13 protein-coding genes are annotated in these 15109 nt (G+C 72.5%); 5 read left to right on the top strand and 8 right to left on the bottom strand.

Annotation, left to right across the window (positions count from 1 at the left end):
- Positions 1 to 5: 5 nt before the first annotated feature.
- The 6 genes from trmFO to ASG60_RS05450 form a co-directional block, all read right to left on the bottom strand.
- Entirely contained in the window at positions 6 to 1436 is a 1431-nt protein-coding gene (gene trmFO / locus ASG60_RS05475) for a methylenetetrahydrofolate--tRNA-(uracil(54)-C(5))-methyltransferase (FADH(2)-oxidizing) TrmFO (RefSeq protein WP_056384441.1), read from the bottom strand.
- A 31-nt stretch (positions 1437 to 1467) separates the two neighbouring features.
- Entirely contained in the window at positions 1468 to 2442 is a 975-nt protein-coding gene (locus tag ASG60_RS05470) for a S1C family serine protease (protein ID WP_056168873.1), read from the bottom strand.
- Between the two features lie 124 nt (positions 2443 to 2566).
- Positions 2567 to 4798, bottom strand: a complete 2232-nt coding sequence (locus ASG60_RS05465) for a xanthine dehydrogenase family protein molybdopterin-binding subunit (RefSeq protein ID WP_056384440.1) — start codon at positions 4796 to 4798, stop codon at positions 2567 to 2569.
- Positions 4795 to 5832 (bottom strand): xanthine dehydrogenase family protein subunit M, encoded by a 1038-nt coding sequence (locus tag ASG60_RS05460; RefSeq protein ID WP_056358700.1) that lies wholly within the window; start codon positions 5830 to 5832, stop codon positions 4795 to 4797. Before ASG60_RS05460 ends, ASG60_RS05465 begins: the two co-directional genes overlap by 4 nt.
- The gene (locus ASG60_RS05455; protein ID WP_056168881.1) at positions 5829 to 6347 is read right to left on the bottom strand and encodes a (2Fe-2S)-binding protein; all 519 of its coding nucleotides are present in this window, start codon (positions 6345 to 6347) and stop codon (positions 5829 to 5831) included. Before ASG60_RS05455 ends, ASG60_RS05460 begins: the two co-directional genes overlap by 4 nt.
- Positions 6348 to 6484: 137 nt before the next feature.
- On the bottom strand, positions 6485 to 6973 hold the full coding sequence (locus ASG60_RS05450) for a DUF305 domain-containing protein (RefSeq protein ID WP_056384469.1): 489 nt from the start codon (positions 6971 to 6973) through the stop codon (positions 6485 to 6487).
- 338 nt (positions 6974 to 7311) lie between these two features.
- On the opposite strand from ASG60_RS05450, the gene cobF reads away from it, so the two are divergent.
- Both cobF and ASG60_RS05440 read left to right on the top strand, forming a co-directional pair.
- Entirely contained in the window at positions 7312 to 8073 is a 762-nt protein-coding gene (cobF, locus tag ASG60_RS05445; RefSeq protein WP_056262687.1) for a precorrin-6A synthase (deacetylating), read from the top strand.
- A gap of 244 nt (positions 8074 to 8317) precedes the next feature.
- The gene (locus ASG60_RS05440; protein WP_056384439.1) at positions 8318 to 9637 is read left to right on the top strand and encodes a hypothetical protein; all 1320 of its coding nucleotides are present in this window, start codon (positions 8318 to 8320) and stop codon (positions 9635 to 9637) included.
- A gap of 33 nt (positions 9638 to 9670) precedes the next feature.
- Here ASG60_RS05440 and ASG60_RS05435 read toward each other — a convergent pair whose 3' ends face one another.
- Entirely contained in the window at positions 9671 to 10945 is a 1275-nt protein-coding gene (locus tag ASG60_RS05435) for an FAD-dependent oxidoreductase (protein ID WP_056358748.1), read from the bottom strand.
- 249 nt (positions 10946 to 11194) lie between these two features.
- On the bottom strand, positions 11195 to 11818 hold the full coding sequence (locus ASG60_RS05430) for a hypothetical protein (protein WP_056384438.1): 624 nt from the start codon (positions 11816 to 11818) through the stop codon (positions 11195 to 11197).
- A gap of 366 nt (positions 11819 to 12184) precedes the next feature.
- Here ASG60_RS05430 and ASG60_RS05425 point away from each other — a divergent pair, with 366 nt between their 5' ends.
- The 3 genes from ASG60_RS05425 to ASG60_RS05415 all read left to right on the top strand — a co-directional run bounded on the left by ASG60_RS05425 (position 12185) and on the right by ASG60_RS05415 (position 15017).
- Complete coding sequence (locus ASG60_RS05425; protein WP_056168893.1) at positions 12185 to 12823, top strand: ParA family protein; 639 nt, start codon at positions 12185 to 12187, stop codon at positions 12821 to 12823.
- The gene (locus ASG60_RS05420) at positions 12807 to 13121 is read left to right on the top strand and encodes a ribbon-helix-helix domain-containing protein (RefSeq protein WP_056168895.1); all 315 of its coding nucleotides are present in this window, start codon (positions 12807 to 12809) and stop codon (positions 13119 to 13121) included. Before ASG60_RS05425 ends, ASG60_RS05420 begins: the two co-directional genes overlap by 17 nt.
- A gap of 456 nt (positions 13122 to 13577) precedes the next feature.
- Positions 13578 to 15017, top strand: a complete 1440-nt coding sequence (locus ASG60_RS05415; protein WP_056358693.1) for a septal ring lytic transglycosylase RlpA family protein — start codon at positions 13578 to 13580, stop codon at positions 15015 to 15017.
- Positions 15018 to 15109 lie beyond the last annotated feature (92 nt).

Raw genomic sequence — 15109 nt, 5'->3', positions numbered from 1 at the left:
GCCCGCTACTCCGCTGCGATCCGCGCCGCATCCGCCCCGATCCAGGCGGCGAGATCCGCCCGGCCGCGATCGGTGAGGGCCTTCTTCTTGGCCACCGCCTTCTCCGGCCCGCGCAGGCGCTTGCCGCCTTCGCCCTTGGGGGCGTGGTCCAGGGGCGGGAACAGGCCGAAATTCACGTTCATCGGCTGGAACGAGCGCGGGGCGCCCGCATCCTCGGCGGCGATGTGCCCGCCGGTGATGTGGCCGATCAGCGCCCCGAGCGCCGTAGTGGGCGGTAGCGGCGCGAGCGTCTGGCCCCGTGCCTCCGCCAGGGCGAAGCGCCCGGCCATGAGCCCGATGGCGGCGCTCTCGACGTAGCCTTCGCAGCCGGTGATCTGGCCGGCGAAGCGGAGCGAGGGCCGCGCCTTCAGCCGCAGGGTCGCGTCGAGGAGGCGGGGGCTGTCGAGGTAGGTGTTGCGGTGCAGGCCGCCGAGGCGCGCGAACTCGGCGTTCTCGAGGCCCGGAATCGTGCGGAACACCCGCACCTGCTCGGAATAGGTGAGCTTCGTCTGGAATCCGACCATGTTGTAGAGGGTGCCCAGCGCGTTGTCCTGGCGCAGCTGGACGATGGCGCAGGCCTTCACCGTCGGGTCGTGCGGGTTGGTCAGGCCCACGGGCTTCATCGGGCCGTGCCGCAGGGTCTCGGGACCGCGCTCGGCCATCACCTCGATGGGCAGGCAGCCGTCGAAATAGGGCGTCGAGGCCTCCCACTCCTTGAACCCGATCTTGTCGCCGTCGACGAGGGCCTGAATGAAGGCGTCGTACTGATCGCGGTCCATGGGACAGTTGATGTAGTCGGCCCCCGTGCCGCCGGGGCCGACCTTGTCGTAGCGCGACTGGAACCACGCCTTGTCCATGTCGATGGAATCGCGGTGGACGATGGGCGCGATGGCGTCGAAGAACGCGAGGGATTCGGCGCCCGTGAGGTCGCGGATGGCTTGCGCCAGGGACGGCGCGGTCAGGGGTCCGGTGGCGACGATGGTCCGGCCCCACTCCTCTGGCGGCAGGCCTTCGACCTCCTCGCGCACGATGGTCACCATCGGATGCGCTTCGAGGGCGGCGGTGACGGCGGCGGCGAAGCCGTTGCGGTCGACGGCGAGCGCCCCGCCGGCCGGCACCTGATGCGCGTCGGCGGCCTTGAGGATGAGGGAGCCGAGGGTGCGCATCTCCTGGTGCAGCAGGCCAACCGCGTTGCCGTTGGCGTCGTCGGAGCGGAACGAGTTCGAGCAGACGAGCTCGGCCAGATCCTGGCCGTGATGCGCCTCGGTGCCGCGCACCGGGCGCATCTCGTGGAGCACCACCGGATGGCCGGCTTGCGCGATCTGCCAGGCGGCTTCCGAGCCCGCGAGCCCGCCGCCGACGATGTGGATTGGCAAAGGGTCTGCTCTGTCCGTCATCGTGTCGGGATAGACCCGCCGGGCGCCCGGATCAATGCAGGGGCGGGGAGACGAGGAAGCGGTCGCGGTTGGCCGACGTCACCGCGAGCTTGATGGTCTGACCGTCGCGCCGGATGGTGAGAGGCACGCGCACCCCGGCCTCGCCGAGCGCCCAGACCTGCCGGAAGAAGCCCGCGAGATCCGCCACCGGCTCGCCCGCCACGGCGGCGACCACGTCGCCGGCCCGGAGATCGGCGGCCTCCGCCGGGCCGTCGTCGGCGAGCCCCATCACCACCACGGCATCGTCGCCGTCGCTGGCGTAGAGGCCGAGCCAGGGCCGGGGCGCCCGGTCGGCCCGGCCGCGGGTGACGAGGTCGTCGAGGATCGGAGTCAGGAGGTCGATGGGCACGATCATGTTGATGGTCTTCGGCCCCTCCGGGGTACCCTGCTGGAGCTGGAGCGAGCCGATCCCCAGCAACTCGCCGGCCGCCCCGATGAGGGCGGCGCCGCCCCAATGCGGGTGGGCGGGGGCGGTGAACAGGGCCTCGTCGAGGACGTATTCCCAGTAGCCGGCGAATTCCTGACGGGCGACGATCTCCACGGCGACGCTGCGCTGGCGGCCGCCGACCCCGGCGACGATGGCGCGGTCGCCGACCTTCACGCCGGCGGAGCGGCCGAGCGGCAGGGCCGGCAGGCCGAGGGTGCCGAGGGCCTGGACGAGGCCGAAGCCCGTCACCGCGTCGTAGCCGACCACATGGCCGGGGATCGAGCGTCCGTCCTGGGTGGTGAGCCACACGGTGTCGGCCTCCATGACGAGGTAGCCGATGGTGACCACGAGGCCGTCGTCGCCGATGACGACGCCGTTGCCGGCTCGCTCGGTGCCCAGCGTCTCGGCGGTGAAGGCCTCGTCGGGCACGCGGGTCGAGAGGGCCACGATGGCGGTCAGCGCCTGCGCGAGGTCGAAGGCATAATCGGCGGCCTTGGGCTGCACGGATGCGGGGATTTTCCAGTCTCCGGGCGAAGCCATGGGGGCGTCTTTCCTACCGTCTTCATGCGAGAGACCGTGAGATAGGTCGCCGGCCAAACTTTCAAAAGGTTCGGGCGGCGTCTTCCCGCAGCGACCGCCGCCCGGACTTGGGCGAAGGCTGCCCTCAGACCAGCAGTTTGTCGAGGGTGATGGGGAAGTCGCGCACCCGCACGCCGGTGGCGTGCCACACGGCGTTGGCGATGGCGCCCGCCGTGCCGGTGATGCCGATCTCGCCGACCCCCTTGATGCCGAGCGGGTTCACGTGCGGATCGTGCTCCTCCACCAGGATCGCCTCGATGGACGGCACGTCGGCGTTCACCGGCACGTGGTACTCGGCGAGATTCGGGTTCATCACCCGGCCCGACCGGGTGTCGACCACCGCGTGTTCGTGCAGCGCCAGGGACACGCCCCAGATCATGCCGCCGTAATACTGGCTGCGCACGAGGCGCGGGTTGACGATGCGCCCGGCCGCGAACGCGCCGACCAGCCGCGTCACCCGGATCTGCCCGAGATCGGGGTCCACCGTCACCTCGGCGTAGACCGCCCCGTGCGCGTGCATGGCGTAGGTTTTTCGCGATGCCGGGTCGCCCGCCCCCGTGCCCTTCGCCTCCACCGAATCGCGGCCCGCTCGAGAAAGAATCTCCGCGAAGCCCTCGGCGCGGGTGGGGTCGTCGCGGCGGACGAGGCGCCCATTCTCCGCCACCGTGCCGGCATTGCCGGCGCCGTAGAGGGGCGAGGCCCGGTCGTTGACGGCGAGGTCCGCGAGCTGCGCCAGGGCCGCTTGCGTCGCCGCGTGCACGGCGCTGCCGGAGGTGGCGGTGCCGGTGGAGCCCCCGGCGAGCCCGCCGTTCGGAAGGTCGGAATCGCCGATGCGGAGTTCCACCCGGTCGCCGTCGAGGCCGAGCCCGTCGGCGGCGATCTGGGCCAGCACCGTCCAGGCGCCCTGGCCCATGTCCTGGGCGGCGGTCTCGATGAGCGCCGTGCCGTCGGCCCGGATGGTGGCGCGGGCCTCGCCCTGCATCATCCCGGCCGGATAGGTGGCGGTGCCCATGCCCCAGCCGACGAGGAGGCCCTGGTCGTCCCGCAGCTGGCGCGGCTGTTTCGGGCGCCTGCTCCAGCCGAAACGCTCGGCGCCCTGCGCGTAGCATTCGCGTAGGGCCTTGGAGGAGAACGGTCGGTGGGTGATGGGCTCGACCTCGGCGTAGTTCCTCAGCCGCAGGTCCAGCGGGTCCATGTCGAGCTTCAGGGCGAGTTCGTCGAGGGCCGATTCCACCGCGACGCTGCCGGGGGCCTCGCCGGGGGCGCGCATGAAGATCGGCGTGCCGATATCGGCCCGCGAGACCGCGTGCGTCGTGGAAATCGCCTCGGAGGCGTAGAGGTGGCGGGCGATGAGGCCGCAGGCCTCCACGAAATCGTCGTGGCGGCTCGTCAGCGTCAGGGTGTGGTGATCCAGCGCCGTGAGGGCGCCGTCGGCCCGGGCACCGAGCTTGAGGGTCTGGCGGGTCGACGCGCGATGGCCGACGGGGCCGAACATCTGCTCGCGCCGGGTCACCAGCTTCACCGGCCGGCCGACCAGTTTGGCCGCCATGATCCCCAGAATCTGCGGGGACGAGATGAAGCCCTTCGAGCCGAAGCCGCCGCCGAGATAGTGGCTGACGATGCGGATGTTGCCTTCCGGAATCCCGAACAGGCCGGCGAGGCGGCCCTTGGCGATCCACAGGGCCTGGGTCGGCGTGTGGAGGGTGAGGCGGTCGCCGTCCCACTGCGCCACGCTGGTGTGGGGTTCCAGCGCGTTGTGATACTGCGCCGCCGTCTCGTAGGTGGCCTCCATCCGGGTCTCGGCGGCGGCGAACCCGGCCGCCATGTCGCCCGCGCCCTCCTCGGTCGGCGAGCCGGCACCGACGGTTCCGGGCGTGACGATCTCTTCGCCGCCGAGTTCCACGCTCGCGGCTTGCGCCTCGTAGCGGGGATCGAGCAGGGCCGCGCCCTCGGTGGCCGCCTCCAGGGTCTCGGCGATCACCACCCCGATGGGCTGGTTGGCGTAGCGGACGCCCGCATTCTGCAGGAGGTCGAGGCGGAACGCGAAGGGATTGTCCTTGTCGTCCGGGGATTTGGCGAGTTCGGGCGCGTTCTCCGGCGTCATCACGGCGACGACGCCCGGATGCGCCTGCGCCGCCGTGACATCGAGGTGGGTCACCCGGCCGCGGGCGATGGCGCTCACGGCCAGGACGGCGTGGAGCATGCCCGCGGGGTGGAAGTCGGCGCTGTAGCGGGCCGCGCCCGTGACCTTGGCGGGGCCGTCGCGCCGGGTCAGGGGCTGGCCGATGGAGGCGCCGTGGCGCATGCGCTCGGTCATGGTCGGGCTCCGAAAGGACTGGCCGGCAGGGCCGGGATGCGCGCTGGGGTGCCGGCCTGCGCCAGGGTGAGCGCCCGCACGACGATGCGGCGGGCGAGCTCGATCTTGGCGGCATTGTCGCCGGACGGCCGCGCCCCGGCGAGCGCCGCCGCGGCGGCGCTCGCGAACAGTTCGGGGCTCGGAACCTGCCCGGCGAGCAGGGCTTCCGCCTCCCGCGCCCGCCAGGGCTTGAGGGCGACGCTGCCGAGGGCGAGGCGGGCCTGCCCGATGCGGCCCCCGTCGAAGGTGAGCCCGACGGCCGCCGAGACCAGTGCGAAGGCGTAGGAGGTGCGCTCGCGGACCTTGAGGTAGCGCGAATGGGCCGCGAAATCTTTTGCGTCGGGGGGCAGCCGGACAGCCACGATCAATTCGCCCGGCGCCAGCTCGGTCTCGCGCTCCGGCGCGTCGCCGGGCAGGCGATGGAAGTCCGCGAGCGGGATGTCCCTGCGTCCGGCCGGGCCCTCGACCTCCACCACCGCGTCGAGGGCGGCCAGCGGCACGCAGAAATCCGACGGGTGGGTGGCGATGCAGTGCTGGCTCCAGCCCAAGATCGCATGGGTGCGCGTCGCCCCGCCAATGGCCTCGCAGCCGGCGCCGGGCGCGCGTTTGTTGCAGGCGCTCGCCGTGTCGTAAAAGTACTGGCAGCGGGTGCGCTGCAGGACGTTGCCGGCGGTGGTGGCGGCGTTGCGCAACTGCGCCGAGGCGCCCGACAGCAGGGCCTCGGCCACGGCCGGATACGCCCGGGCGAAGGCCGGATCGTGGGCCAGCGTCGCGTTGCGCACCAGGGCGCCGATGCGGACGCCGCCGTCCGGCAGGGTCTCGAGCGCATCGAGGCCCGACACCCGAGAGATGTCGATGAGGCGTTCGGGCCGGGTGACGCCGCCCTTCATCAGGTCGAGGAGGTTGGTGCCCGACGCCAGATACGCGGCCCCCGCCCCGTGGGCCGCCACGGCCTCGGCGACGCTGCCGGCGCGGACATAGTCGAACCGGTTCATGCCGCGTCCTCGATCAGGTGGCCGCCGGGCAGGACGTCCGGCGCGTTCATGGCCGCCTGCGCGGCGAGCACGGCTTCGGTGATCCCCGCATAGGCGCCGCAGCGGCACAGGTTGCCGCTCATGCCCTCGCGCACCCGCTCGGGATCGTCGCCGGCCTGGCCCTCCCGGATGAGGCCGACCGCGCTCATGATCTGGCCCGGCGTGCAGAAGCCGCACTGGTAGCCGTCGTGATCGACGAAGGCGGCCTGGACCGGGTGCAGCACGTCGCCGTCGGCCAGCCCCTCGATGGTGGTGATGGCCGCACCGTCGTGGCTCACGGCCAGCGCTAGGCAGGCGTTGATCCGCACCCCGTCGAGCAGGATGGTGCAGGCGCCGCACTGGCCCCGGTCGCAGCCCTTCTTCGAACCGGTGAGGTCGAGGCGCTCGCGTAAGGCGTCGAGGAGGGTGACCCGCGCATCCTCGAGGACGAGGCTGCGGGATTCGCCGTTCACGATCAGCGTGATGGGAAAGCTCATGCTCGGGCGGCTCCGCGCGGCTTGTCTGGAACCCGTCCAGATAGGGCCGGGCCGGAGTGCGACCAGCGGGGGGACGGATCGGGCGCGGGGGCGCCCGAGACGTTCCGATGGCGTACCCTGGCCCCGGCGCGGCCTTTCTACTTCGCCGGCGCAGGCTTGCGCTTCAGGATCGCCTGCATCTGGGCGATCTCGGCATCCTGGGCCTTGACGATGCTCTCGGCCAGCGCCCGCACCTCGGGGTCCTTGGAGTATTGCAGGGCGACCTTGGCCATGGCGATGGCGCCCTGGTGGTGCGGGATCATGCCGGCTGCGAAATCGCGGTCGACGTCGCCCGAATAGGCGATGTCCATGTCGCCGTGCATCTGCGTCCCGGCTTCGCGGAAGGCGCGGGTGGAGGGGGCTTCGGCGCCCTGCGCCGGTGCCGGATGGGCATGGTGGGTCGCGTCTCGATGGGGCGTGCCGTGGCCCGCATGGTCGTCGGGCCCGGGGGCGGCCTGGGCCGGGCCCGAAATCAGGGCCAGGCCGAGGAGGAGGGCGCCGGCGATGGCGGTCCTGTTCGAGGGGGAAGTCTTGTTAGAGGGGGAAGGCGTGTTCGTGGTGGAAGGCGGGTTCGTCTTGCGCGTCATGGCGGTGCTGCTCTCTTCGGAACGCGGATGGGTGCCGGAACAGGGCGAGGCGCCGAGGAGTAGGATCGGGGCGCGTCCGTTGTCGAGGCGTCTCGCGCCCAGCCGGCGGCCCACCGCGCACGGTCCTCGACCTCCATCCTTGGCCTCCATCCGTGGCGTTGTCCCGCCCGGGCTGGCCGTCGCCCCGCGACAGAGGCGGTTTTCTCGCTTAGGCTGACGCCGCGGCGCGGATTCCGGTCTGTCGTCGTAAGAGCATGATAAGACAGGGACTTCGGGCCGGACTCCGGTCCAGGGAACGAGGCCGAAGCCGGGCGATGGGTCTGAGAGCGCGTCACATGTTGCGAACCATCCGGGTCATCGGCATCGGGACCGGCAATCCCGAGCACGTCACCGTCCAGGCGGTGCGCGCCCTCAACACCGTCGACGTGGTGTTCGTCCTCGACAAGGGCAGCGAGAAGGCCGACCTCGTCGCCGTGCGTCGCGAGATCTGCCAGCGCTACATCACCGAGCGGCCCTATCGCTTCGTCGAGGCGCAGGACCCGGAGCGCGACCGCAACCCGGCCGATTACGGGGCGACGGTGGAGGCCTGGCACGCCGCCCGGGCCGCCCTCTACGAGGCGATGATCGAGGGCGAATTGCGGCCCGACGAGTGCGGCGCCTTCCTCGTCTGGGGCGACCCCTCCCTGTACGACAGCACTCTGCGGATCATCGAGCGCATCGTGGCGCGCGGCCGCGTGCCATTCGTCTACGACGTGATTCCGGGGATCAGCAGCGTCCAGGCCCTGGCGGCGAGCCACCGCATCGCCCTCAACCGCATCGGCGCGCCGATCCACATCACCACGGGCCGGCAGATCGCCGAGGGGTTGCCCCCGGGTGCCGACACCACGGTGGTGATGCTCGACGGGCATCCGCGCTTCGACCACCTCGACCCGGAGCTCACGATCTACTGGGGCGCCTACCTCGGCACCGCCGACGAGATCGTGCTGTCCGGCCGCCTCGGCGACATCGCCGACGCCATCGGCCGGACCCGGACCGAGGCCCGCGCCCGCCACGGCTGGATCATGGACACCTACCTGCTGCGCGCGCCCGGCGAGGCGTGAGCCGCCCAACCCCTTGCCCCTGCGACATATTCGGCCGGCCCTGAGGATGCGATCCTGCGTGCGGCGTTCGCGGCGGGAGATCGATCCGCCCGCGTCGGCACGGGCAGGCGAGACCGTCTCCGAAGGCCCGGGTGCCGCCCGGCGCGGCGATTTCCGGCGCCGGTGGGGGATTTGCCGGAGCCTTGCCAGGGGCGATCATCACCCGAACGCGTCGTCGCGACGCGTTCGGGAGGCCTTTGGTCGGATGGCAACGCGTACGGGAACGGCAGGGTGGGGCGGACGCCTCGGACGCATCCTCGGGGCCGGCACCGCCTGCCTGACCGGGGCCGGGTGCCTGACCTTCGCAACCCTCGCCTGCCTCGACCGGCCGGGCATGAACGACCCGGGCATGAACAATCCGGGCATGAACACCAGTGTGAGCACCGGTCTGGGTCCGGTCATGAGCGCCGCCTTTGCGGCCGTGTCGCTCCGCCTGGAAGAGCGCTTCGGCACCCAGACGCCCGCCGCGCCCGCCCGGGTCGTCCTCGGGCCCCACGGCCGCGACATTCGCCTGTCCGGCGAGCTGGGGGAGGGGACGGCGGAGCGCCTGCGTGCCCTCCTCGACGCCAATCCCCGGGCCGAGCGCCTGCACCTCACCAGCGAGGGCGGTCTCGTGGAGGAGGGCCAGGCCCTCGGCGACCTCGTCGCGGCGCGGGGGCTCGCCACCTACGTGCCCGATTACTGCGTCTCGGCCTGCACCCTCGCCTTCGTGCGCGGGCCCCGGCGCTTCCTCGTGGAGGGCGGCCGCCTCGGGTTCCACGCCCCCTACGAGGCCGGCCTGTTCGGGCAGGCCATCCAGGCGGACGGAACGTTCGAGCGCGCGGCCTACCTCGCCGCCGGCCTCGACCCCGCCTTCGTGACCGAGGCCCTGGCCACCGCCTCCGCCGACCTCTGGGTTCCGGAGGCAGGCCGGCTTCTCGCCGCCCGCGTCGTCACCGAGATCGTCGACACGGGGCGGTTTCCCGACTCGACCCTCGACGACGATGCGAGCCCCGCCGGTGCCCGGGCGGCGGTCCTGCGCACCCTGCCGCTCCTCGCCGCGGCCCCGGGCGCCGTGGACGGGCTCGCCGCCTGGTACGCCGACGCCTACCGCGACGGCCGCCCGGAGGCCGAGTCCGTCGCGGGCCTGCGCCGGCGCGCGGCCCTCGGGGTCGCCCGCGGCCTCGCCCGCGCCGACGATCCGACGGTGCTGGCCGCGGGCCGCGTGCTCCTGCGGGCCATGCTGGCCGCCCGCACGGAGGACCGGGACGCCTGCGCGCGGATCGGCGCGGGGGCCGACCTCGTCGAGGCCGGGGAGGTGTTGGCCGATGCGACGGAGGTGCCGGCCCTGGTGGCCCGCACCGGGCTCGCCCCGTGGATCGAGCCCGTGTCCGACGCCGCGGCCGCCGCGCCGCGCGGCTGCACCGCCGAGATCCACGCCTATGCCCGGGCCCTCGGCAAGCCCCCGGCCGAGGCGGCCCCGGCCCTGCGCGCCCTCGCGGCGCGGGTGGCCCGCCCCGTGCGCGCGGCGTCCGCCCTGCCGTGACCGCGCGGGGGGGGGCGGGTTCCGCCGATCCCCTCAGAGGAAGCGGCGCGGATCGAACGGCGCGAGGGGGATCTCGGGCTCGGCCCGGCTCGCGAGCTGGGCGACGAGGCGGCCGGTTCGGGCCGAGCCGACGAGGCCCACATGGCCATGCCCGAAGGCGTAGATCACGTCGGCGGTGGTCCGCGCCGTTCCGATGCAGGGGCGCCCGTCCGGCATGCTCGGCCGGTGGCCGAGCCAGACCCGCAGGCCCTCGGCCGACACGGATCCGGCGAGATCCGGGAACATCGAGACGAGGTGATCGCGCAGGATGTCGGCGCGCTTCCAGTTGGGCAGCGCCGCGAGCCCCGCGAACTCGACCTGCCCGGCGGCGCGCAGCCCGCCGTTCATGTGGTTGACGATCATCTTGGCGTCGGAGGCCATCACCGGCGTGCGCGGACCCACCGCCGCGTCGGGCAGCATCACGTGGTAGCCGCGCTCGCTCTCCAGGGGCAGCGGGTCGCCGAGCGCGGCGGTGAGCGCCTTCGAACGCGCGCCGGCCGCCACCACGGCGCAGTCGCACGCGATCTCGCCCTGCTCGGTCACCACGGCGGCGAGCCGGCCCGCCGCATGGCGGAACCCCGTCGCCCGGGTGGTGACCGGGGTCGCGCCCCGCGCGCGGGCCAGATCCGCCAGGGCGGCGACGTAGCCGCCGGGATCGCGGCAATGCCCCGCCTCCTCGACCACGACGCCGAAGGTGTAGCGCGGATGGAGATGGGGCTCGCGCTGCCGCACCTCCTCGGCCGAGAGTTCGAGCCATGCGACGCCGACCTTCCGGCGGATGGCCCAGGACCGGGCCTCGGCCGCAAAGGCCGCCCGGTCGGGATAGACGTGCAGCACGCCGCGGCGCTCGATGAGGTGCGACACCCCGGCCTCGGCCGCCAGACCCGCGTGGAGCTTCGGCGCATCCACCAGCAGCGTCCGCATCGCCCGCGCCGTCCGCTCGATCAGGGCCGGATTCCGGGCCGCCAGCAGGTAGCGGATCAGCCAGGGCATGACCTTGGGCAGGTAGGTCCAGCGGATCGAGAGCGGGCCGAGGGGATCGAGGAGGAACGAGGGGACCCGCCGCCACATCCCCGGCTCGGCCGGCGGGATCACGGAATGCGAGGAGAGCCAGCCGGCGTTGCCGTAGCTCGTGGCGTGCTCGCCGCCCGGCTGGCCCGGATCGACCACGGTGACGCGGTGCCCCGCCCGCAGACATTCGAGGGCACTCACCGTGCCCACCGCGCCCGACCCGATGACGACGACGTGGCGACCTGACCCTGCGGACATCCGCTGCCTTCCCAAATGCGCTGGCGCGTCGTCGCCCGGCCCGTGGCCGTGGGCACGATCGCGTTCGGAAAGGCCGGTGTAGATCATCTTCCGGGGCGAGGGGGGGGCGGATTCTCGCCGTCGGCCCGCCGTTGCGGCGAGGCGGGGGCCGGGTTCGCCGCGGGCCGCGATCCCGCCGGATCGATCCGAAGGGGTCGCCGACTCCCACGGAAGGCCACGGCGCGGCAGGAGCCGCGGCCCGGCAGGGGGTCAGTGTCGGCGCTCGCCGGCCGCGTCCCGGAGGTGGCGGGCGAGTTCGCGGCCGATCTCCCGCATCAGGCCGTCGAGGAGCCGGGCGAGGGCAGGGCGGTGCAGGTGCCCGACGAGGCCGTGCAGGGCGATGGCGTGCTCGGCCATGCGGTTCACCGCGTGCTGGGCCGGCCGGTCGAGCCCTTCCTCGTGGGTGAGGTCGAGGGCGATGCCGCGCCCGTGCCGGGGCTGCCCGGCGTCGTCGCACTCGATCCGTCCGCGCAAGGACAGGGTGCGCCCGCTCCGCGCCGTGCGGAAGGCCACGTCGAACGGCGCGGCGCCCACGATGGCGGCGTGGACGACGTTCTCCACCCGGGCACGATCCTCGTCGTGAATTCCGCCGAGGAGGCTCTCCAGCGGCATGCCGGGCGCCGCACGTTCCTGCTTGGGATCGAGTTCCTGCCCGGGCTCGAGTTCCTGCCTGGCATCGAGTCCTTGCCCGGGATCCAGGATTTCGGCGAGGTCGCCCGAGAGCACGAGGCGATCCGTCCAGATGTCGTAGGTCCACAGGCCGACGACGCCGGAGGCCGCCAGGGCCGCCTGCACCTCGTCGCCGTTCGCCGCCGCGTGCATGAGCCGGGACATGGATCTCCTGGAGGGGGCACCGCGAAGGGGCACCGCCGGAGCGCGGGGTCCGGAGCCGGTCGCGGGGCAGGCGATGGAATTTACCTGAGGTTGATCGTGCGCGCGGCGCGACACGCCCTGGTCGACCCAGGCTAACCGTGAAACCAGCTCAGGAGAAGGGGGCGGTTGCGCTTTTATGGCCAACCAGCAACCTCAGATTGGATTGTTGGGAGTGGCGGCGGGGGCGGAGGACGGGCCGCGGTTTAACGAAGGATTAACCATGATCGGGGAGATGGATCAGGTCATCCTTGCGTCACAGGACGAACCGGCCCGCGCGGCAGGTCCTGGGTGGCCGGGACACGTCGAGAGCCGCGAAGGGGCGCCAGGATGAAGGCCATCACGTTCGTCACGCAGAAGGGGGGCAGCGGCAAGAGCACCCTGTGCATCTCGCTCGCCGTCGCCGCGCAGGAGCGCGGCCTGTCCGTGTGCATCCTCGAGATGGACCGGCAGGCGACGATCTCCGACTGGCTCGACCATCGCACCGCCGACGGTCCCGAGGTCGCCCAGATCGACGCGACCCAGATCGACGGGGTCATGGCCAAGCTGCGCGAATCCTCCTACGATTACGTCTTCATCGACACCCCGGGCGTCGATTCCACCGGGACCCTCTCGGCGATCCGCGCGGCAGATCTCTGCATCATCCCGTGCCGGCCGACGCCGGCGGACCTGCGGGCGTTCAAGCCGACCCTGGCCGCCGTCTATCGCCTCGAGAAGAAGTTCGCCTTCGTCCTCAACCAGACCCCGCCGCGCTCCTACCGCATCCGCGACGCCGCCGACGGCCTCGCGGTGCTCGGCATCCTGCCCGACGTGAACATCGTCGCCCGCACGGACCACCAGGACGCCATCGGGGTCGGCCAGGGCGTCACCGAGTTCAATCCGAAGGGCCAGGCCGCGGGCGAGATCCGCAAGCTCTGGACCTGGATCGAGAAGCGGATGCAGGTCTCAAAGCATGTCAAAGCCGCCTAAGCCGAGCCTCGCCGCCATCGTCGCGGCCTCGGCCACGACGGGGCGCCCCCCGCACGCCACCGCCGAGATCGTCCAGCTCGACGTCGGCCCCCCCCGCCCCCGGCCCGCCGCCACCCTGAAGCAGCGGGCGCGGCAGATGTCGGTCTACCTCGAACCGCCGGTCTACGATCAGCTGCGCGACATCGCCCATGCCGAGCGGGCCAAGATGCACGGCCTGATGCTGGAGGCCCTCGACCTGCTGTTCCGCCAGCGCGGCGCCCGCTCCATCCAGCAGCTGACGGAGACCGACCCGCGCTGAGGCGGGTCGGCGCGGACCCGTGTCGCTTCCGCGCGGCAGGGTTCGGTGCCTGCCCTTGACAGCCGGAGTCTCCGCGCCTGGGATGATTCCTCGTTTCGATTCAGATGGTTGCGCTGGGATTTCGATCCAACCTCTCAGCGCAACGCCCGAACCCCGGCCTTCGCGCGAGCGAGGCGGCTCAGAGATTCATTGTACTGATCGTCAGGTTTTTCATATTCTTTGAATAAAGCAAAGGGTTAGCACCGATTCTGAAGGTAGTGCGTGACCCTGCGCTGGGCCGGCTGACCCGCCCGCACGGCAATCCCGTCGATCCCATTCAGCCTTCGTTTACGCCAAAGCGACAAACCTGCGGCCCTCGGGATGGCGTGCGTTCGCGCCGCTCCGGGCCCCGGTGGACCTCGTCGTCTCGGTCGCGGGTGTGTATTGCGTAACGAGGCGGCGGGGCGGATTCTTGGGATGACGCGTTCGACGAAGGCCGGCCTCGTATCCGCTGTGCCGGGCCGCCCCCTGTGGCAGCTCCTCGGAGTCTGCGCCGTGGCGCTCACCACCGCCAACTGCGCCCAGAATCCGCAGCAGAAATTCGCCGGGCCCTCGGGCTCCACCCTCGATCCGAAATACGGGGTCAAGGCGAGCCCGCGCCTCTACAAGGAGGGCGACGTGATCCCGAAGGGCGGCGGACGCCGCTTCTCCGGCAAGCCCTACGTGGTGGCCGGCCGCACCTACGTGCCGCGCGAGGACGCCAAGGGCTACGTCCGCGAGGGGCAGGCCTCGTGGTACGGCGCCGCCTTCCACGGTCGCCTGACCGCCAACGGCGAGGTGTTCGACCGCAATTCCATCGCCGCCGCGCACCCGACCCTGCCCCTGCCGAGCTACGCCCGCGTCACCAACCTCGCCAACCGCCGCTCGATGATCGTGCGGGTGAACGATCGCGGGCCCTACCACGCCGACCGCATCATGGACGTGTCGGAGGAGGTGGCCCAGGCGCTGGAATTCCACCGCGGCGGCACCTCCCGCGTCCGCGTCGAGTATGTCGGCAAGGCCTCCACCGCCGGCAGCGACGACCGCAAGCTGCTGGCGACCCTGCGCACGGACGGCGTGCCCGCCGCGATCCGCGGGGCCTCGCCGGTGATGGTGGCCGACCTCGGCCCCGACGAACCCCTGGCCCGGGGCCGCTCCGCCCTGGCGTTCAAGCCCGCCGCCGACGAGGCACCGCGCGAGACCGCGCCGGAGGCCGCTTCCGAGACCGCTGAGGAAACCGCTCGGGAGACGCCGCGCGAGGCGCCCCGTCCGGCACGGGTCCAGCCGATCCTCCTGGCGAGCGCGGCCGGCCTCGCCGTGCCGGCCGCCGTCCAGCCGACCGCCGTGCGGGAGACCACCTTCCGGCATGTGCCCACCGCCCCCGTGCGCCTCGCGCCGGCGCCCCTGGCCCTGACCCCGCCGCCCGTGCGGTTGGCGGCGCGCGGGATCGAGGACGGTCACCGGACCGGGGGCCGGATGCAGGCCGACGCCCAGCCCCTCACCCGCACCGCCGCCGCCTGGCCCGCGCCGTCCGTTCAGCCGAAGGCCGTGGCCAGAGGGACCGGCAGGGACGTCGCCCCGGTGCACGCCGTCGCTGCGGGCAAGACCACCGCTGCGGACAAGACCACCGCTGCGGACAAGACCGTCGTTGCCTCGAAGGGCGGCGTGGGTAAGACCGTCGACTCAGCCAAGGCGGGCGGACCCGTGAAGGCCGTGGCGGTCGCGAAGGCAACGCTGCCGCCCGCGAAGGTGACGGCCAAGGCCACGCCTGTCCTCGCGGGCAAGGCCACGCCGACACCCGTGGGCAAGGCCGCCCCGGCCAGGACCGCCGTCGTGGCCGGCAAGCCCGCGCGCGCGCGGGTGGCCGAGGCGCGCTGACCCGGAACTCTGCCCCGGAACTCTGCGGCGTTGTGCGATGCGAAATGCCGTGAGGCATCACGCATTTGGGTTCGATCTCGCACGCAAATCCC

The sequence above is a fragment of the Methylobacterium sp. Leaf469 genome, assembly GCF_001424745.1.
Lineage (GTDB): Bacteria > Pseudomonadota > Alphaproteobacteria > Rhizobiales > Beijerinckiaceae > Methylobacterium.
Note: the sequence above shows the minus strand (reverse complement) of the source record. Positions and strands in the feature narration are given on the sequence as shown.

What these genes read in the sequence shown, in the direction of transcription:
- trmFO (WP_056384441.1), bottom strand. Translation starts at nt 1,436, where the DNA reads ATGACGGACAGAGCAGACCCTTTGCCAATCCACATCGTCGGCGGCGGG.
- ASG60_RS05470 (WP_056168873.1), bottom strand. Translation starts at nt 2,442, where the DNA reads ATGGCTTCGCCCGGAGACTGGAAAATCCCCGCATCCGTGCAGCCCAAG.
- ASG60_RS05465 (WP_056384440.1), bottom strand. Translation starts at nt 4,798, where the DNA reads ATGACCGAGCGCATGCGCCACGGCGCCTCCATCGGCCAGCCCCTGACC.
- ASG60_RS05460 (WP_056358700.1), bottom strand. Translation starts at nt 5,832, where the DNA reads ATGAACCGGTTCGACTATGTCCGCGCCGGCAGCGTCGCCGAGGCCGTG.
- ASG60_RS05455 (WP_056168881.1), bottom strand. Translation starts at nt 6,347, where the DNA reads ATGAGCTTTCCCATCACGCTGATCGTGAACGGCGAATCCCGCAGCCTC.
- ASG60_RS05450 (WP_056384469.1), bottom strand. Translation starts at nt 6,973, where the DNA reads ATGACGCGCAAGACGAACCCGCCTTCCACCACGAACACGCCTTCCCCC.
- ASG60_RS05440 (WP_056384439.1), top strand. Translation starts at nt 8,318, where the DNA reads ATGGCAACGCGTACGGGAACGGCAGGGTGGGGCGGACGCCTCGGACGC.
- ASG60_RS05435 (WP_056358748.1), bottom strand. Translation starts at nt 10,945, where the DNA reads ATGTCCGCAGGGTCAGGTCGCCACGTCGTCGTCATCGGGTCGGGCGCG.
- ASG60_RS05430 (WP_056384438.1), bottom strand. Translation starts at nt 11,818, where the DNA reads ATGTCCCGGCTCATGCACGCGGCGGCGAACGGCGACGAGGTGCAGGCG.
- ASG60_RS05425 (WP_056168893.1), top strand. Translation starts at nt 12,185, where the DNA reads ATGAAGGCCATCACGTTCGTCACGCAGAAGGGGGGCAGCGGCAAGAGC.
- ASG60_RS05420 (WP_056168895.1), top strand. Translation starts at nt 12,807, where the DNA reads ATGTCAAAGCCGCCTAAGCCGAGCCTCGCCGCCATCGTCGCGGCCTCG.
- ASG60_RS05415 (WP_056358693.1), top strand. Translation starts at nt 13,578, where the DNA reads ATGACGCGTTCGACGAAGGCCGGCCTCGTATCCGCTGTGCCGGGCCGC.